The 18,730-nt window shown below is 67.6% G+C and carries 10 protein-coding genes; 3 read left to right on the top strand and 7 right to left on the bottom strand.

Annotation, left to right across the window (positions count from 1 at the left end):
* Positions 1 to 195: 195 nt before the first annotated feature.
* A complete protein-coding gene (locus ACZ5PO_RS24685) occupies positions 196 to 1,659 on the bottom strand; it encodes a hypothetical protein (RefSeq protein ID WP_464184568.1) in 1,464 nt (487 codons plus the stop codon).
* Positions 1,660 to 1,721: 62 nt separating this feature from the next.
* On the opposite strand from ACZ5PO_RS24685, the gene ACZ5PO_RS24690 reads away from it, so the two are divergent.
* Positions 1,722 to 1,958 (top strand): hypothetical protein, encoded by a 237-nt coding sequence (locus ACZ5PO_RS24690; protein WP_464184570.1) that lies wholly within the window; start codon positions 1,722 to 1,724, stop codon positions 1,956 to 1,958.
* 465 nt (positions 1,959 to 2,423) lie between these two features.
* Here the strand turns inward: ACZ5PO_RS24690 and ACZ5PO_RS24695 are convergent, their stop codons facing one another.
* The 6 genes from ACZ5PO_RS24695 to ACZ5PO_RS24720 all read right to left on the bottom strand — a co-directional run bounded on the left by ACZ5PO_RS24695 (position 2,424) and on the right by ACZ5PO_RS24720 (position 8,165).
* Complete coding sequence (locus tag ACZ5PO_RS24695; RefSeq protein WP_464184571.1) at positions 2,424 to 3,095, bottom strand: sugar transferase; 672 nt, start codon at positions 3,093 to 3,095, stop codon at positions 2,424 to 2,426.
* A gap of 192 nt (positions 3,096 to 3,287) precedes the next feature.
* The gene (locus ACZ5PO_RS24700) at positions 3,288 to 4,301 is read right to left on the bottom strand and encodes a hypothetical protein (protein WP_464184574.1); all 1,014 of its coding nucleotides are present in this window, start codon (positions 4,299 to 4,301) and stop codon (positions 3,288 to 3,290) included.
* A gap of 220 nt (positions 4,302 to 4,521) precedes the next feature.
* Positions 4,522 to 4,899: an SMR family transporter gene (locus ACZ5PO_RS24705; RefSeq protein ID WP_464184575.1), complete on the bottom strand. Its 378-nt coding sequence runs from the start codon at positions 4,897 to 4,899 to the stop codon at positions 4,522 to 4,524.
* A gap of 38 nt (positions 4,900 to 4,937) precedes the next feature.
* Positions 4,938 to 6,383 (bottom strand): UbiA family prenyltransferase, encoded by a 1,446-nt coding sequence (locus tag ACZ5PO_RS24710; protein WP_464184576.1) that lies wholly within the window; start codon positions 6,381 to 6,383, stop codon positions 4,938 to 4,940.
* A 70-nt stretch (positions 6,384 to 6,453) separates the two neighbouring features.
* The gene (locus ACZ5PO_RS24715; RefSeq protein ID WP_464184578.1) at positions 6,454 to 6,990 is read right to left on the bottom strand and encodes a DUF6798 domain-containing protein; all 537 of its coding nucleotides are present in this window, start codon (positions 6,988 to 6,990) and stop codon (positions 6,454 to 6,456) included.
* A gap of 41 nt (positions 6,991 to 7,031) precedes the next feature.
* Positions 7,032 to 8,165, bottom strand: coding sequence for a hypothetical protein (locus ACZ5PO_RS24720; protein ID WP_464184580.1), 1,134 nt, complete (start codon positions 8,163 to 8,165; stop codon positions 7,032 to 7,034).
* Positions 8,166 to 8,616: 451 nt separating this feature from the next.
* On the opposite strand from ACZ5PO_RS24720, the gene ACZ5PO_RS24725 reads away from it, so the two are divergent.
* Both ACZ5PO_RS24725 and ACZ5PO_RS24730 read left to right on the top strand, forming a co-directional pair.
* Positions 8,617 to 10,473 carry an amino acid adenylation domain-containing protein gene (locus ACZ5PO_RS24725; protein WP_464184582.1) on the top strand — a complete coding sequence of 619 codons (1,857 nt, stop codon included), beginning with the start codon at positions 8,617 to 8,619 and terminating at the stop codon, positions 10,471 to 10,473.
* Positions 10,470 to 18,572 carry an amino acid adenylation domain-containing protein gene (locus tag ACZ5PO_RS24730; RefSeq protein WP_464184583.1) on the top strand — a complete coding sequence of 2,701 codons (8,103 nt, stop codon included), beginning with the start codon at positions 10,470 to 10,472 and terminating at the stop codon, positions 18,570 to 18,572. Before ACZ5PO_RS24725 ends, ACZ5PO_RS24730 begins: the two co-directional genes overlap by 4 nt.
* Positions 18,573 to 18,730 lie beyond the last annotated feature (158 nt).

Here is an 18,730-nt window from a genome sequence, read left to right on the forward strand (position 1 = left end):
GTGGACGGCCCGGCTGAGGACGTGCTGCGACGATTGCTCGAACACCTGCCGGATCAGCACGGTGGATGCCGCGACGAGCCGCTGCACGTCGATGGGAGAAGTGGGAGCCGGCGTCTGCCAAGCTCGCTCCGAGTGGCCCGGCGCAAGCATGCGGCGCTGATGAGGTCGCGGTCATGGGCGGCCCCGTGCGGGTACTCAGGTCATTCGCGTCGCCGAGCTGCTCCGCGCGCCGGCCGCAAGAGCGTTGCCCGCCGCCGAGAAACGTGGCTGGGCAAGTTGCGGCGGCACGGCGGGCGTGGCGACCAGGGCGTCCCGGCACGACAGGACCGTGGCCAGGCAGATGAAAAACAGAATGCCGGGGTCCGCGCTCCCGGCGGAGACGAAGTTGGCAAAAAGCGTCGCCAGGCCGCACGCGCGCGCCGCCTCATGCAAAGCGAGCAGGTCGAGGTCGGGGTGACGGTGACGCGGCGGCGGGCGAAGGAACACCGCGGCGAGAGAGAGCTGCAGCAGTGTGCCGATGAGGCCGGTCTGGCTCAGCACGGCGACCAGCCAGTTCGACGCGCGCGAACTCCCCATCCCGACGCCGAGGCCGCTGGTGTCGAAAAACGTCTGCAGGCTGCGTGCATTCCAATAGCCGCGCTCGAGCGCGGAAGCGGACTGGGATTTGGTGAGGACGGTGATCTCGATCAGGCTTTGCACGTCTGAGAACGCCCTGTCGTTGACCAGATAGATCCCCAGGCAAATCGTGGTGGTGACGAGCACGACGCCGACCAGGATGAGATCGGAGCGGCGGATCCTGCCCCTGAGCAGGGACAGGCCGGCGGAGATCCCCAGCCACGCCGCATACGCGCCGATGCATGCATACGCCGTGGTCGACGTCGACAGCAGCAGCAGAAGCATGGCGAGCAGCGTGAGGGCGAACACCATGCGGCGCTGCGTGACCCGCCAGTAGGTCGCGACGAAGACGAGGCCGGAGAACATGGCCGCTGCGAATGCCGATGCCTCGGGGTGGCCGCCGGCGATCCGGGAGAATCCTGCCTGCTCCACATCCGTCAGTAGAGCGTAGCTCGCGGTGCGAATGGGCAGGAGGAGGTCGCCGCCGCCGGCTGACTTGCCGAGCAGATCGACGAGACCGAGGCCGGCGTTCAGGATGAGCCACGCGAAAAAGCCGCGCTTGACCGCCGCGAGCACCGCCGGCTGGCGCAAGGCGATACAGAGCGTCAGGCATGTCAGGGCCCCGAGCGCGAAATAGCTCGGCTGCGTGATGTTGCCGGAGACCGGCGAGAGGGGGACCTCTTGGACCGCTCCCTGGTTCGGGACGAACGCGCTCACGTCCCCCTGGAACAGCCTCGGCAGGATCAGGGCCGTTCCGGAGGTGTAGACGACAAGCATCAGAACGAGAAGGCTGATGGGATGCCGGGACAGCTCGGCGGCGATCTCGTGCAGGCCGTCCCGGCGGATCGCAAGGCGAGCAATGAGAATCAGGGCGAACAGTGTATAGATCAGCGGCGATGAGCCGCCCAGGCTCGGCAGAACGGCGAATGCAGTCGAGCCGAATGCCAAGGACGCCATGAGCGCGACGATGACGGGGGAGCCCAGAGCGTGTCCGACGAGCAGCAGCGCACCGCAGACCAGGAACCCTGGAACGGACGGGATCATGTTACGGCCCAGCCGGTTCGGCGTCACGTCCGCGGAGCGCCTCGGTGAGCGGATGGTGGGCGGTGTCCGGACTGCTTGGCATTGCGATCGGGCTGTGGTTCAGGGTGTACGCCGCCCTTGCGGCGACGGTCGTTGTCGCTGCGGTTGCCATCGGCGCCAGCGTGATGGCCGGCGAATCGCTCGGGATGACGGTGGTTCGATCGGTCGGCGCCATCGTCTGCCTCCAGGCAGGATACATCGTGGGCCTGCTCATCTCGACGGGCTGGCGGCGCTACACACAACGGCCGACGCGGCGCTAGTGTGGCGAATCCGAAATTCGCGCCACCTCGGGGCTGCGCTCGGAGCGAATTGCGGGTTCTCAATCCACACTAGCAACTTTATGATTCGAGTGTGGTTTAATGGATCAGAAGGTCCTGAACATTGATGCCATGTGGGGGGTAGGACCTTCAGGTCCACCACACTAGAGCATTTCGTCATTGGATGGGACCATCCAATGACAGAGAAATACCCATGACTTTTTGAATCTGGAGCGCTTCTCTTGCGATTGGGGGAGCCCACGCAATCGCGAGGCGCTCTCGGAGCTATGGACGGTGTTCCGACAGGCCCGCCCATCGCCGCCGGGGCGGCCGGGGCGGCCGGCGGCCCTGCTCGAAGCCTGCTGTATGCGCGGCGCGGAGACCGGGGGATCGGTCGACTCGAGGCCCTCATCGTCCACGCGCGGCGCGGCTGGCCGGGTGCGCTCCGGCAGATGTGGGCGGCCGTGATCACGATGTCTGGTGGGTGCGTACGAGCGCCGGAATCGTCCGCACCATGATGGACAGGTCCGTCCAGAACGACCAACTGCGTACGTACTGCGAGTCGATGGCGACGCGTTCCGCATAGGTCAGGCTGCTGCGGCCGCTCACCTGCCAGGCGCCGGTAATGCCGGGCCGTGTTCTCAGGTAATCCTCGGCCATCGGGCCGTAGAGGGCGATTTCGTCCTGGACGACCGGGCGCGGGCCGACGCAGCTCATGTCGCCTCGCAGGACGTTCAGGAGCTGCGGCAGCTCGTCCAGGCTGGAGCTGCGAAGCATCCGGCCGATGAAGGTGATGCGAGGGTCGTCGGTGAGCTTGCGGGTGCGCCGCCACTCCTCGGCCGCCTCGGGATTGGTGCGCAGATGCTCTTGGAGCACGCGATCGCCATCCTGCACCATGGTCCGAAACTTGTAACAGCGGAAGGCCTTGCCACCCAGCCCGACGCGCTGATGGCCGAAGAAAATCGGGCCGCCCATCGATGCCTTGATCATGAGCGCGACGATGATCATGAGCGGCAGCAGCAACAGGAGCGCCGTCGTGGCGATACACACGTCGAAGGTGCGCTTGGCGAGCCCGCCGGGCGCGCGTGTCGCGACCGAAGAGTTGCGGTTTCGCTGTTTCGCGAAAGGCGGTGCTGACATGGCAGGGAAAGGCTGATCGTCCAACACTTGAAGCTTGTCTCCTCCGAGCGTGCGGCGGAGTTTCTGCCCGAGACAGTCACGTAACCAAGCGCTTAGAAGAGGTAGCCGATGGAGCGAACGTGTACGCCGATAAGGAGGAAGAGGTAAGGCGGACGGCTTCCATCTACCACCCTCCGTGCTCTGGGCCGCCGATTACTGCGGCGTAATGGCGCTGCGATAGCTGTCGAAGGCCGCCTTAGGGCCTCCGAGCACCCAGCCGTTGCCGTCCGGCGCGCGGTCGAGATGGACCAGCCCCATGTAGGCCTCGAAGCTCGGTCTCCAATAGGTCTCGTCGAGCAGCTCGTAGACGTGTGCTGCCTGGACGTCGTAGGTCGGGGCCAGCTTGCGCAGCAGCGCGACCTTCTCCGTGAGGCCGCGGGCCTGCTCATCTTCTCCGTCGCGCTGGCTGCCGAACGGGTGATTGAATTCGGTGACCCAGATAGGCTTGCCGTACTTTACCAGATACTTGAAGGCCCACTCCGGATCTTCGTTGTACCAGTGCCAGACGGTGATCTCCCAGGGGATGCCGTCCTGCTTCAGCCGCTCGAAGATGCCGACATGGCCCCAGCCGGCCGATCCCATGGCCCGCCTTGCCGTGGGGCTGGCGGCACGTACGCCTTCCGCCAAGCCGCCGAGGACGGCCGCGACCTTGACGTAGCGCGGACCGTAGTAGTCCAGTGCGCCGACCCCGCCGGCGGCGCCCCATTCGCAGGGGTACTTCGTGCCGTCGTCGCGCATCTCGCAGGGCTGGATGATGGCGTAGTTCTCCAGTTCGTTGCCGAGCTCCCACACCTCGATCTGGGGAAACCGGCGCACGAAGGCTTCGGCGAATTGCGAGCTCTTTCGCTTCAGCTCCTCGGGCGAGTCGCGCTCAAGATCGACTGGCGGAAGGAGCACTGGAAGCACGGCGATACCGTGCGTGGCAGCGCTGTCCACCAGCTTCGTCAGGCTTTCCATCGCGTCGAGCCGCGGAACGTCCACCCGGTAGGATTTGGCGTTGAGCGCCTTGAGCAGCCCGATCTGCTGGTCGAACGTGACGCCCGGATAGGCAACGAACGGATGGCCGTTGACGCCCCACAGAAGATCACCCGCGCGGGACGGGGTTGCCAGCAGCGGCGCTGTCATCGCACACAGCGCGAGCAGCGTGCGGAGGAAGTTGCGGCGCATCGTATCTCCTGGGCACGGCGAATGGCCGGGCCGTTGCCCGGTTGAGGCGCCGCAGAATGGCCGCGGCGCCGCCTTTCCGAGCCGTCTCCAAACGACGAACCGGCGCGCCTCTATGGTGGAGTGCCTACTCCGAAAGGAGGGGGCCGATCCGCCGTTTGCATCGGCCGTGCAATTCAAAAGCGATGTCGCGCTTGGCGTAGTGGCTCTTTTGCAGAGGGGCTCACGCCGTCAATCCGACAATCACAACCCCCGCAACAATGAGAGTGACGCCGGTCAGCGACTGCCACGTTGCTGCCTCGCCGAACAAGACAGTGCCGGCGAGCACAGTGGCCACGATGCCGAGTGCCACGAAGGGATACGCGAGCGATAGGGGCATGCGCGAGAGCACGAAGAGCCAGACGATCGCGCTCAGGCCGAAGCAGGTCAATCCAGTGAGCACCAGCGGCGACTTCGCGACCGCCAGCGCCACCTCGGCCATGCCGCCGTCGCGGATCGCCGCCTGGATGGCCGAGCTGGTCATTCCACCCTTCAAGACGATCTGGGATAACGAGGACAGCGACACGCTCAGGAGAACGAACAGGGCGTCGAGAAGTCTCATGCTGCGTCCTTCGGATCGTCAAATATAACTCGGAACGTTCAGGTCGCCGCTATCAGGATGGTGCAGGTGAGGCCGAAGGCGAGCAGACTGTTCCAGTCGCGGATGGCAAAAACGATCGGATCGTCGTGCATTTGCCGGCGATGTGCCATCAGCAACGCTCGTCCGAGCCAGTACATCAGGATCGGACAGATCAACCAGAGCAGCTTGGGGTGCACATAGAGCTGACGGACGCTGTCGGAGGAGACGTAGAGCGCAAAGAGCGTGATGGCGTTGTAGCCGGCCGCGGCCGCCAGCGCCGCGATGATGCCGAGATCGGACTTGCGGTAGTTGCGGTTGTTCGGATCGGGGAGATCGGCGTCCATGCGCGCCGCCAGCTCGATATAGCGTTTGATCAACGCCAGCGCCGTGAAGATGAACATCGAGAAACCGAGCAGCCACTCCGACACCGGCACGGAGATCGCCACCGCTCCGCCGATGATGCGGATGGTGTAGAGAGCGGCCAACGCAACGATGTCGACGAGCATCTTGCGCTTGAGGAAGAAAGTGTAGGCGGTCGTGAGCGCCAGATAGGCCAGGAGCATTGCGGCGAAGCGCGGCCCTGTCGCCAGCGCCAGCGCCATGGCGGCCGCCACCAGTCCTGCCGCCGCCGGGATCGAGGCCAGGATCGGCACCGTGCCCGCTGCAAGCGGGCGGTTCTTCTTCGAGGGGTGCTTCCGATCGGCTTCGATGTCGACGAGGTCGTTGCAGATGTAGACCGCCGACGCGGCGAAGGAGAACGCAAAGAACGCCATGACCGTCGCGATCAATGAATCCGCGTCCAATTTATGCGATGTCAGCATCGGCACGAAGACCAGCGCGTTCTTCGCCCACTGGTGAACTCGGATCAGCTTGATCCATGCTTTTGCCGCGCCGGCGATCGGCTCGATGGTCCGCACGTCGAGGCCGCTCGCGGCCAATTCGCGACGAACCGATGCCGAGGGCTGAACGGCAACGCATCTGCGGCAGGCTGCCCACACCGGCACGTCGGCCCGGTCGTTGCCGATATAGTCGAAGTCCCTTTCGCCGAAAGCCTCGACGAGACGGCGCGCCTTCGCGTGGGACGACAGATTTTCTGTGTCGTCGGAGGCGAACCAGCCGTCTGCACCGACATGAGCGGCGACCGCCGACACGTAGCGTGCATTGCTGGCCGAGGCGACGTAAACTTTCCGCCCTTGCAGCCGCGCCTCGTCCATCAGCGCCAGCACGCGTTCATCGTAGGGCAGGCTGCACGGGTCGATGGGCGTTTCTGCGGCGATGCCAGCCTTGAGGGCGGCCTTTCCCTGCGAGAGCAGCGCGAACAGATGAAACACTCGCCATGGATTTGCCCCTAGGTAGGCGAATGCCGATTCGACGAGGAGGTCGGAGCGAACCAACGTGCCGTCGAGGTCAACGACCAACGGGGTCCTGACTTGAAGCACGTCCTGAATTCTGGTCCTGGACGTCATACGTCACCTCCAAGTACACGAGGAGATCAAGTTTAGCGTAACCTGTGCCAGCGACAGTTCATGAGATCATTTACCGAGCACTCACCGCGAATACAGCGAATTGGGGTGTCTGGAACACCGCTGCCTGATCCTGGCCCCTCAACTCCCCGCGTGCTGCGACGACGTAGTCGATGCCGTGCTTGCGTGCGTAAGCCATCATCGCGTTCAGCGAGTCGAGAGCGCTCGTCTCGTCGATTCGTCGGCTCCACGTCGCGTAGTACCAGGGAGCCCACATCACGGCGGCGCCGCAGCGCTCGCAGACCCACTGCCTGCGGCGGGCCAGCGCCTCGAAGGGGACGGAGACCTCGCCCAAGTCGTGAAAGGGCAACAGGAACATGGCGTTGGCTGGGGTGGCGCGTTGGGCCCAGTCCCCGATCTCGCGCCACTCCTCGATGATGGCGTTGCTCTGCCGCGCCTCAAGCAGGTTGGCGCGCGTCTTGGCGACGTGGAAGCCGAGAATCCCAGCGCCACAGATCATTGCGATGGCGGCAAGGGCTGCCGGCCGGCGCAGCCTGCCGGCGGCGGCGGCAAGAGGAAGGCGGTCGGCATGCTTTGCCGCGACGAGCACGAGAAGGGTGAGCGGTGCGAGCCAGTGACTTGTACAGGAGGTCAGAGCCAGCGCGGGCCGAGGATGACGCGCTCGACGGGTTGCGAGCTCGTCAGCCAGCGGGCGAGCAATGCCAGAATGCCGAGTGTGGCCAGCAGATGGGCGGCGTAGCTGACGCGGAGAAGGTGGAGATTCAGGATGAGGCGGCTGCCGGTGAGATATGGAGCGGCGATGCCGACCAGATACACGAGAGCGAAGCCGAACAGCGCGATCGTGAATTGCTGCCCCGTCCCGCCGAAAAAACTCAGCGACACCAGTGCAAGAAGGACGACGACGACAAGGTAGGCCTTGTTCACGTCTCGGATGCCGTCCAGCAGGAAATGCGGGGCGCCGAAGTCGCGCAAGTACTGGATGTATTCGAAGGGCTGGTAGGCAGGCTGTCCGGTGGACGCCGCGCTGATCCAGAGCACCGTCGGCAGGGCCAGCAGGAGGAAGCCGGCGACGCCGATCGCCGTCCGCCACATGAGATCGCGCCTCGCGGCAGGCTCCGTCCACCAGCGCAGCCCGAGGAGCAGCGCCATGGGCACGAGGTTCCATGCCCCCATGAAGGCATTGACGGAGAAGGCGACGCCGTTGAGCGTCAATGCGGACGCCGTGCGGCCTTTCAGGAGCATGAACAGGATCAGCAGCGTCAGGCCATTCACGACCTCCGAGTGGGTGAAATGATTGATGAACAGGCCGCCCGCGCCCGCGGCCGACCAGCCCTGCATGGTCGAGACGAGGATCAGTCCTGCACCGAAAATGAGGCGTTCGGGGAGAGAGCTGACGCCCAGAAGTTGGGCGCAGGCAAGGAATCCAGCGAAGGTCAGGGCGCGCGACAACACCTGCAGGGTCAGGAAGATCGTGTAGGCGTTGCTGTCCGTGACGAGCGGCTTGATCAATATCCAGAATGACGAGACGAAATATCTGAGCGATTGAATGTATGTATCGTCTTGGAATTGGCTATCGTTGTAGAGCCCCAGCAAGAAGGGCAGGTGGAAGATATTGTTCGACGCTCCGAAGACGAATCCCTGGATCGATACGGACACGACGGCGCCGGCAAGGCTTAGTGTCGAAATCGCGACCAGATCGCCGATACCCGATCCGGACGACTGCTGTAGCGAGCGAGGCAGCGATCCTGGATAGATGCTCGTCATACGCCTGGCCTCCTGGTGCTGTCGCCTCCAACGGCACGGCAGGTGCTGTGCCGATGCCGGGCATAGGTGAGCCGCGCGCTCCCGGGAATGCCGCAAGCATGCGCCACGCCGTCAAACCGCAGACCCAGCCACAACGGGAGCTCGGGCACCGACAACAACCGGGGCTGCGTCTGCATGATGCAGCATCGCGACGCCGACGCCTGCGCACGGCGGGTCGTCCCCCGGTTGTGCGCCCTACAATGCCCGGAGCGCGGTCTCGCCGGGCCGTCTCCAAAGGACGAAACCGCGCGCCTCTAAGACGGAGTGGCCTACTCCGAAAGGAGATCGTCGATCCGCCATTTTCATCGTCTGCGCAGTGTCACGATTGAAGTCACAGTGGGCGCAACCAGAACGGAGCGCGTCCGTCCCCGGCGACGTTCCCTGATGAGCCAAGACTGCTGAAAGATCAGACATGCGAGATTTCGATCGAGCGGCGACCGTCCACGGTGTGTTCGCTCGGCAAGCTTCGGAAACGCCGTCGGCGATGGCGGTGATCGAGCAGACGCGCGCGTACGGCTACCAGGACATCGAGAGGCGCTCGAACAAGCTGGCCCGCTACTTGGTCAGCGTGAACGTCGGCCATGGCGACCGGGTTGTGCTGCTGGCGGAAAGGTCGGCCAGCACCATCGTGGCCATGCTTGCGGTCCTCAAGACCGGGGCCGCCTTCGTTCCGCTCGATCCGGCCTATCCGCAGGCCCGCCTTGCGACGATGCTGGACGACGCGGCGCCCGCCCTCGTGCTGGGGCGCGCAGCGTTGGCGCCGCCCGGCGTCGGCCGTTTCGTCGACCTTGACCAGGCGATGGCCGAGGCGGAGCCGCAGGCGGCCGAGAGCCTGCCGGCGATCGCGGGGCCCGAGGACGCGGCCTACATTATGTATACGTCGGGCTCGACGGGCCGCCCGAAGGGCGTGGTCGTGCCGCATCGCGCCATCGTCCGGCTGGTCTCCGATCAGACCTACGCACGCTTCGAGGCCGACGAGACCTTCCTTCATCTGGCGCCGCTGGCCTTCGATGCCAGCACGTTCGAGATCTGGGGGGCGCTGCTGAATGGCGCGAAGCTCGCCGTCGTGTCTGAAACGCAGCCGTCCCTTGACGATATCGTCGCGGCGATCGCCGCATACGGTGCGACGACGGCGTGGTTCACGGCAGGGCTGTTTCATCTGCTCGTGGAGCAGCGCCTGGATGGCCTGCGTCCGCTCCGCCAGATCCTCGCCGGCGGCGATGTCCTTTCGCCGTCCCATATGCAGCGCGCACGGCAGGCGCTGCCCCACTGCCGCTTCGTCAACGGCTACGGGCCCACCGAGAACACCACCTTCTCGTGCTGCCATCCGATCGAGGCCGACGATGGCGGGCCGATCCCGATCGGGCGGCCGATCGCCCATGGCACCGCATACCTGCTGGACGACGATTTGCGCCCCGTCACCGCCGACCAGCCCGGACAGCTGTGCGTCGGCGGCGACGGCCTTGCGCTCGGCTACCTGAACGCGCCCGAGCTCACCGCAGGCAAGTTCGTCGACGTGCCGGCTGTCGGCGAGCGGCTCTACCTCACCGGAGACCTGGCGCGCCGCCGGCCGGACGGAGCCTATGAGTTCCTCGGCCGGATCGATCGCCAGATCAAGCTCGACGGCAAGCGCGTCGAGGTCGACGAGATCGAGACGGCGCTCCGCAACGAGGCCGGGGTAGTCGATGCCGCCGTCGTGGTGTGCGAGGGGCCGGTCGGCAGCCGCCGCCTCGTCGCTTTCCTCAAGCCGGCCGTGAGCGTCCCCCGCAACGACATCGTCGCGGGCATGGGAGAGCGGCTGCGCCGCACACTGCCGGCCTACATGGTGCCTTCGGCCTTCGTGGCGATCGACGCGTTTCCGCTGACGACGAACGGCAAGATCGACCGCGCGCAACTCGTCGCCGGGGTGCCCGCGGCGCTCGGCCGCCCCATCGGCGCGACCCCCGCGGCCGGCATGGAGGCCACCGTCGGGGGCGTATGGGCGGCCGTGCTGGGGGTGGCCCAGGTGCCGCGCGACGCCAACTTCTTCGATCTGGGCGGCACGTCGCTGCTGCTGATGAACGTGCACGCGCGTCTGAAGGCGCTCGGCCTGCCGAGCCTGCCGCTGGTCGCCCTGTTCGAGAACCCCACCGTAGCAACTCTGGCGGCGCGTCTCAGCGGCGATGGGCCGGTGCTCCATCGGCTCGCCGACGATGCGGCGGCGCGCGGCGCCTCCCGCCAGGCGGCATTGCAGCGCTTTCGTCAGCGCAGCCTGGAGCGGACGCCATGAACACCTTGACCGATGTGGAGCCCACCGGCGACGCCGTGCGCGAGCTCCTTGACGTTGGCGCCGTGGCCATCGTCGGAGTCGCCGGGCGCTTTCCGGGTGCGAATTCGGTCGAGGCGTTCTGGCGCAATCTGCGCGGGGGCGTGGAGTCGATCTCGCACTTCGACCCTGCCGACATCGACGATAGCTTTGACCAGCAGGTTCGCGCCGATGCGAGCTACGTCGCCGCGCGCCCGGTCCTCACGGACGTGGACAAGTTCGACGCATCGTTCTTCGGCATGCACGCTCGAGAGGCCGCGCTGACCGATCCCCAGCACCGCGTCTTCCTGGAGTGCGCGTGGCAAGGGCTCGAGGACGCAGGTCATGACCCCGCGACGTTCGCAGGCGCCATCGGCGTATTCGCCGGCTGCTCGCTCAACACGTACTTTCTCCGCAACGTCTGTGCCGACCGCCGGATCATCGAAGAGTTCACCAACGAGTTTCAGGTCGGCCAGTATCCGCTGCTGGTCGGCGCCGGGCATGATTTCATCGCGACGCGCGTCGCCTACAAGCTCGACCTGCATGGCCCGGCCATGACCATCGCGAGCGCCTGCTCCACGTCGCTGCTCGCCGTGGCCCAGGCCGCGCAGAGCCTGCAAACCTATCAATGCGACATGGCGCTCGCCGGCGGCGTATCGATCTCATTTCCGCAGCAGCGCGGCTATCTGCACCAGGATGGCGGCATGGTGTCGCCCGACGGGCGCTGCCGGCCCTTCGACGCTGCCGCCGGCGGAACGGTGTTCGGCAGCGGCGCCGCGCTCGTGGTTCTGCGACGGCTCGAGGACGCGATCGCCGACGGCGATCAGATCTACGCCGTCATTCGCGGCTGCGCCGTCAATAACGACGGCTCCGGCAAGGTCGGCTTCACCTCGCCGAGCGTGGACTGGCAGGCGCGCGTGATCGCGCTGGCGCATCAGCAGGCTGGCGTCACGGCCGATACGATCGGCTTCGTCGAAGCTCACGGCACCGCCACGCCGCTGGGCGACCCCATCGAGTTCGCGGGGCTCGGCAAGGCCTTCCGCGCAACGACCGACAAGAGCGACTTCTGCGCCCTTGGCTCGGTCAAGGGAAACGTCGGCCATCTCGACGCCGCGGCCGGCGTGACCGGTCTGATCAAGACGGCGCTGGTGCTGCGCCACGGCGAGATCCCGCCGCTGCTCCACTTCGAACAGCCGAACCCGGGCATCGATCTGACCGCGAGCCCATTCTACTTCAATCGCGAGCTCCGGGCCTGGCCGGCCGGAGGCGCGCCGCGGCGGACCGGCACCAGCGCCCTGGGCGTGGGCGGGACCAACGTGCACGTGGTGATGGAGGAGGCACCGGTCGGGCCGTCGCGGGCGCCCGATCCGGACGAAACGGCGTTCGTCTTCCCGCTTTCCGCCAGGAGCGAGCAGGCGCTGGCGGAGGCCAGGGCGGCGCTGGCCGATCATGTCGAACGTCACGCCGCCGTGCCGCTCGGCGATATCGCCCATACCCTGCAGGTCGGCCGTCGCAACTTCGACTGGCGCACCGCCGTGGCGGCCCGCTCATCCGCGGAGCTGGTGGCCAGGCTGCGCGCTCAGGCGGTCTCGGCCAAGGCCGAGCCGGGACGTCCGGTCGTCTTCATGTTTCCCGGCCAGGGCGCGCAGGCGAGGAACATGGGACGGGGGCTGTACGCGTGCGAGCCGCTGTTCCGCACCCTGGTCGACCAGGGGGCCGCGTGCGTCGCGGAGGTGACCGGGACCGACGTGCGCGAGCTTCTGTTTTCGGATGCGGCGCCGGAGGGAGATGATCCGCTCGATGCGACGGTGAACACCCAGCCGGCGCTGTTCCTGATCGAGCATGCCACCGCGCGCTTGCTCATGAGCTGGGGCATCAAGCCGGACGCGATGGTGGGCCACAGCATCGGCGAGCTCGCCGCCGCCGTGATCGCCGGGGTGTTCAGCTACGAGGACGCGGCACGGGCGATCGCCGATCGCGGCCGCCTCATGCAGGCTCTGCCCGGCGGCGTCATGCTGTCGGTCAGGCTGGCGGCCGAGGAGCTCGCGCCGCAACTGCCGGCCGGCGTCGACATTGCCGCGGTCAACGGCCCGAAGAACAGCGTGGCGGCCGGCAGCAGCGAGGCGATCGCGGCACTGGAGGCGGTGCTGGCCGCGGGCTCGATCGCCTGTCGGCGGCTGCGGACGACGCACGCCTTCCACTCGGCGATGATGGAGCCCGTGGTCGAGCCGCTCAGGCAGCGGTTCGCTGGCATGCGGGCGGACCGCCCCGCGATTCCTTACGTATCCAGCGTCAGCGGCACCTGGGTCACCGACGCCGAGGCCGGAGCGCCCGACTATTGGGGGCGTCAATGCCGGTCGACGGTGGCCTTCAGCCAGGCCATGGCGACGCTGGGCGAGCTCGACCGGCCCATTGTGCTCGAGGTTGGCCCCGGACAGACGCTGACGACCTTGGCGCGGCAGTCACTCCGGAAGGAGCAGTATGCCGGCATCTACGGCACGCTGCCGTCGGATGGGGACGACGTCGTCGCCCTGCGCGATGCGGTCGGTGCCCTCTGGGCCCATGGCGTCCAGCCCGACTGGACGGCGCTGACCGGGCCCGGCCGGCGCCGGGTTTCCCTGCCCACCTACCGGTTTCAGCGCCAGCGACATTGGGTCGAGCCGCCCGTGCCCGTCACCGGCGCACCGGCGTCCGACCACCCCGGGGCCGTCCGTGAGTCGCCGACGCCGGCGGACCAGCGGCCTGCCGAAATCAGCGTGAACAACACAGAAGGAATGCTCTCCATGCCCGATCAGCTCGAGCCGGCGCCCGCGCATGCCGTTCATGCCGACACGGGTGTCGAGACCGAGATCGTCGCCATTCTCGAAGATCTCTCGGGCGAGACGATCGCCGACGGCGATCGCCAGACGTCGTTTCTGGAGCTCGGCTTCGATTCCCTGTTCCTCGCCCAGGTGGCGACACGCGTGCAGCAGACCTTCAAGGTGCCGCTCACGTTCCGGCAGCTCCTCGGTGATCTGCCGACGGTCGCCGCCCTTGGTGCGTACCTGGCGCCGCACGTCGCGCCACGCGCTCCGGCGGCCCCCGCCGCCGCCGCAGTTCCCACGGCTGCGCCCGTGCCGGCCCCTGCTCCGGTGCAATCTCAAGTTGTCGCCACTGTGCAGGCTCAGCCCGTTGCGCCGCCGCCCGCGCCTGTGATGATGCCCCTTGCGGCGCCGGCCGGCGGCATCGCCGATCTGTTCCGCCAGCAGCTTGGCGTGATGCAGCAGGTCATCAGTCAGCAGATCGGCATGCTGCAAGGGGCTGGTGCAGGGCTCGACAGTGCCGCCGTCGTTGACGCCCGGCCGTCCGCCGTGGTCGTTCCGACGCAGCCGGCGATCGTTCCGGCAGCCGCTCCTGCGCCTGCGGCGACCGAGCCGGCTCCCGTCGAGGTGCCGCTGGCCGCCGCCGACGCCGGCTCCCGCTTCCAGGTCTATCGGCCCGCCAAGGCAGCTGCGGCGGCCTTGACTGCGGCACAGCAGGGCTTCATCGACGATCTGGCGCGGCGGCTGAGCGCGCGTGCGCCCGGCTCCAAGGCCTACACCCAGACGCATCGTACGACGCTGGCCGATCCGCGCGCCGCCGCTGGATTCCGGGCCGAGTGGAAGGAGATCGTCTTTCCCGTCGTCTGCGCCCGCTCCAAGGGAGCGCGCATCTGGGACCTGGATGGGAACGAATACGTCGATCTGGTCAACGGCTATGGCCAGACCGCTTTCGGCCACGCCCCCGATTTCGTCATGGAAGCCGTCCAGGCCCAGATGGCGGAAGGCTTCGCGATCGGTCCGCAGTCGCCGCTGGCCGGCGAGGTCGCCGATCTGATCAGCGAGCTCACCGGCAACGAACGGGTGACGTTCTGCAACACCGGCTCCGAGGCCGTGATGGCGGCGATGCGCGTCGCCCGCACGGTCACGGGGCGTGACCGGGTCGTGCTGTTCGGCGGCGGCTATCATGGCCAGTTCGACGAGGTGCTGGTCAAGGGCGGCAGCCGCACCGCGCCGCCGCGCGCCCTGCCGGTGGCGCCGGGCATTCCGCGCGGCTCGGTCGGCAACATGGTCGTGCTGCCGTACGGCGCGCCGGACAGCCTGGCGTGGATCAAGGCCAATGCGGACTCCATCGCCGCGGTCATCACGGAGCCGGTGCAGAGCCGCCACCCCGGCTTCCTGCCGATCGAGTTCCTGCGCGAGCTGCGCGCCGTCACCGAGCAGTCCGGCACCGCCTTCGTCCTGGACGAGGTGGTGACGGGCTTTCGGACCCATCCGGGCGGCATGCAGGCCGTGCTCGGCCTGAAGGCCGATCTTGCGACCTACGGCAAGGTCGTCGGCGGCGGCCTGCCGATCGGTGTCCTGGCCGGCTCGGCTCGCTTCATGGACGCGCTCGACGGCGGCCAGTGGCGCTACGGCGACGATTCCGTGCCGGAGGTCGCACCGACGTTTTTCGCCGGCACCTTCGTTCGCCATCCGCTGGCGCTCGCGGCGGCTCGCGCCGTCCTGCTGCACCTGCGCGAGGCCGGCCCGGCGCTCCAGCAGGGGCTTGCGGGACGTACCGCCGAGCTCGTCGGCCGCATCAACGCGGACCTGGAGCGGCGCGGCATCGCTACCCGGGCCGAGACCTACAGCAGCTGGTTCTACCTGAACTTCACCGAGGAGGATCGGCTCGGCGGCCTGTTCTTCCAGCAGGCCCGTTCGCTCGGCCTGCACATTCAGGACGGCTTCCCGGCGTTCCTGACGACGGCCCACGGCGACGCGGAGGTCGAGACTGTCGCGCGCATCTTCTCCCAGAGCCTCGATGCGCTTCAGGAGGTCGGCATCCTTGCCGATGGCCCGATCCCGGCCAAGGTGGTGGCAGCGGCGGCAACGCCCGTGCCGCCGCTGCCGGACAAGGTCGCGCCGACGGAGCCGCAACTCGAGATCTGGCTGGCCGCCCAAGGGGGCAACGAGATCTCCTGCGCGTTCAATGAATCGGTCAGCGTCTGGTTCGAGGGGCCCCTCGACACCGCTGCCTTGCAGCACGCGTTGGACCAGGTGGTGGTGCGGCACGACGCCTTGCGCGGTCGCTTCGACCGCAGCGGCGAGATGTTCGAGGTCGATCCGGACGTCACCATCCCGATACAGCTGCTGGACGTGGGCGCGGCTGGTGACCCGGAGGCCGAGCTGACGGCCTTCCTGCGGGAGGACGCGGCGACGCCGTTCGACCTGGTCGGCGGACCGCTGGTCAGGGCGACGCTCGTGGCGCTTGGCCCGGCGAGCCACCTGCTGGTGCTGACGGCGCACCACATCGTCTGCGACGGCTGGTCGATGAACATCGTCCTGCAGGAGCTGGGGCATCTCTATGAGGCGCGGCTTGGCGCGCAGTTGCCGGCGCTGGAGCAGCCGCTGCCGTTCCGCCGCTATGCGCTCGATCAGGCGGCGCGGGGTGGGGCGGCCACGGCGAGCGAAGGCTACTGGCTGAAGCGCTTCGAGCTCTTGCCGCCGGACACCGAGCTGCCGTCGGACCGGCCCAGGCAGGAGATGAAGACGTACGCCGGGGACACCTACCGGGCTGCGATCGATGTCGAGCTCTACCGCGCGGTGAAGAAGGCGGGGGCCCGGCAGGGAGCGACGCTGTTCACGACGCTCGCCAGCGCCTTCCAGATCGTCATGTGGCGCCTGACCGGCGAGACCGACCAGGTCGTCGCGATCCCGACCGCGGGCCAGAGCCTGGTGGACGGCGGTCCGCTGGTCGGCCACTGCGTCAACTTCCTGCCGCTCCGGACCCAGATCGACCCGGATGCACCCGCCGGCACCCTGCTGAAGTCGGTTCAGCAGGCCATGGTGGACCTCAACGAGCATCAGGATTTCACCTTCGGCACCCTGGTGCGGAACCTCAACCTGCCGCGCAATCCCTCGCGGCTGCCCCTGACCCAGGTGCAGTTCAACCTGGAGCGGCTCGGCGACGTGCTCAAGTTCGGCGAGGCGACCGCCCAGGTCACGCCGAACGCCAAGGCGTTCACCAACTTCGACCTGTTCCTGAACGTGATCGAGGGACCCGACGGGCTGCGGCTCGACTGCGACTACAACACCGATCTGTTCGACGCGGAAACGATTGGGCGCTGGCTCGGGCATTTCGAACAGGCGCTCCGCTCCCTGGCCGAAGATGCCGGGCGGCCCGTGCGCGACGTCGCCGTCGTCAACGCCGCCGAGCTCGACTGGCTGAGCCGGGCGCTCAACGCCACGGTGCGCGAGGATCTCGACCTGCGCGCCCTGCCGGAGCTCGTCCACGCGCAAGCCGAGCGCACGCCCGATGCGAAGGCCGTGCAGTGGCGGGACCGGGCGCTCACCTATTGGGAGCTCAACCGGGCGGCCGACTCGCTGGCGCGGCGCCTGCGCGAGCTCGTGCCGGAACCGGGCAGCCGGGTCGCCATTCTGGCAAAGCGCTCGCTCGACCTCGTGGTCGGCCTGGTCGGCATCATGAAGGCCGGACATGCCTTCGTGCCGCTCGATCCCGATCACCCGGAAGCCAGGCTGCGCCTGGTCGCCGACAATGCGCGCCTGGCCGCCATCGTGACCGACGACGTCCGCTACGGCACCCTGGCGCCGGGGCTGCCGGTGGTCGATCTCGCCATGGCGACGGGCAGCCATATGCAACCGCGCGCGATCGAGCTGCCGGCGGTGAGCCCCGACGACTCCGCCTACGTCATGTTCACCTCGGGGTCGACGGGAACGCCGAAGGGGGTGGAGATCAGCCACCTCGCCGTCGCCAACCTGCTGTGGTCGTTCGCCGAGCGTCCGGGGTTCGCTGCGGGCGACACCCTCCTGGCCGTGACCACGGTCACGTTCGACATCGCCATGCTCGAGCTGTTCCTGCCGCTGATCACGGGGGGCACCGTCGTGATCGCGGATCGGGAGGACGTGCGCGGCGGCTTCGGGCTGGTCGCGTCCATCGACAAGGTCCGGCCGACGCACATCCAGGCGACTCCGTCGCTCTGGCGCATGCTCCTGGAGGCCGGCTTCAAGCCGTACGACGGCCTCTGCATGCTCTGCGGCGGCGAACCGCTGCCGCGCGACCTGGCCGAGCAGCTCGGTGCCGGGGCAGGGGAGCTATGGAACGTCTATGGCCCGACCGAGACGACGATCTGGTCCAGCGCCGGACGCGTGATGCTCGACGACGGCCCGATCACCATCGGCGAGCCCGTGCTGAACACCGAGCTGCACGTGCTGGACGTGAGCGGGCGGATCGCGCCGATCGGGGTCGCCGGTGAGCTGGTCATCGGCGGCAAGGGGCTGGCGAGAGGCTACTTCGGGCAGCCGGAGCTGACCGCGGCGGCGTTCCGCGAGGAGACGGTCGACGGCGGCTCGCCACGCACCCTCTACCATACGGGTGACCTGGCGCGCCGGCTGCCCGACGGGCGCATCCAGCACCTTGGCCGCCACGACCTGCAGATCAAGCTGCGCGGCTTCCGCATCGAGCTGGAGGACATCGAGTCCGTTGCGCGCGACTGCCCCGGCGTCGCAGCGGCCGCTGTCGGCCTGGTCGGCCAGGGCACGTCCAGCAGACTTGTCGGCTATTACGTCCGGCAGCCGGGACAGATGGTGGAGGCGGGCCAGTTGCAGGCCCATATGAGCGGCCGTCTTCCGGACTACATGGTGCCGGCGCAGTGGGTATGTCTCGATGCCCTGCCGCTGACGCCCAACGGCAAGCTGGATCGCAAGGCCCTGCCCAAGTCGGAGGCGTCGCGCTCGCGCGACATCCGTTCTCCGGTCGCGCCTCGCAATGCCACGGAACGGATGCTGACCGGCATCTGGAGCGATGTTCTGCAAATCGACGAGGTGGGCGTGGACGACAATTTGTTCTCGCTCGGCGCCGATTCCATTCACGTCTTCAGAATCGCGGCGCGCATGCTGGACAAGGGCCTCGGGCTCGAGGCCAAGCATCTGATCCGACATCCGACGGTATCCGAGCTCGCGCGTGTCGCCGACGAAATTGCCGAGAGCGGCGAGGCCTTCCCGGCTCCGCCTTCGCTCAGCAGCTTCCGTCGCAATCATGTGCGGGCCGCGGCGAGGGCCGGATAGGCGGCCTCTGCGGAGGCCCGGCATCGGTCCCCGCGACGAGCATGTCCCGATCAGACGCGGCCGTCTGATCGGGACAAACAGTCAGACCATTTGTATCCGGGGCGCTTCCCTGGCGATGGGGTGTGTCGGCCTGATCGCCAAGGAAGCGCCCGGCAACG

It is taken from the genome of Chelatococcus sp. KU-N122 (assembly GCF_055391085.1).

Bases quoted from the DNA above. Each gene is read 5' to 3' on its own strand.
- ACZ5PO_RS24685 (WP_464184568.1), bottom strand. From the start codon at position 1,659: ATGATCCCGTCCGTTCCAGGGTTCCTGGTCTGCGGTGCGCTGCTGCTC.
- ACZ5PO_RS24695 (WP_464184571.1), bottom strand. From the start codon at position 3,095: ATGTCAGCACCGCCTTTCGCGAAACAGCGAAACCGCAACTCTTCGGTC.
- ACZ5PO_RS24700 (WP_464184574.1), bottom strand. From the start codon at position 4,301: ATGCGCCGCAACTTCCTCCGCACGCTGCTCGCGCTGTGTGCGATGACA.
- ACZ5PO_RS24705 (WP_464184575.1), bottom strand. From the start codon at position 4,899: ATGAGACTTCTCGACGCCCTGTTCGTTCTCCTGAGCGTGTCGCTGTCC.
- ACZ5PO_RS24710 (WP_464184576.1), bottom strand. From the start codon at position 6,383: ATGACGTCCAGGACCAGAATTCAGGACGTGCTTCAAGTCAGGACCCCG.
- ACZ5PO_RS24720 (WP_464184580.1), bottom strand. From the start codon at position 8,165: ATGACGAGCATCTATCCAGGATCGCTGCCTCGCTCGCTACAGCAGTCG.
- ACZ5PO_RS24725 (WP_464184582.1), top strand. From the start codon at position 8,617: ATGCGAGATTTCGATCGAGCGGCGACCGTCCACGGTGTGTTCGCTCGG.
- ACZ5PO_RS24730 (WP_464184583.1), top strand. From the start codon at position 10,470: ATGAACACCTTGACCGATGTGGAGCCCACCGGCGACGCCGTGCGCGAG.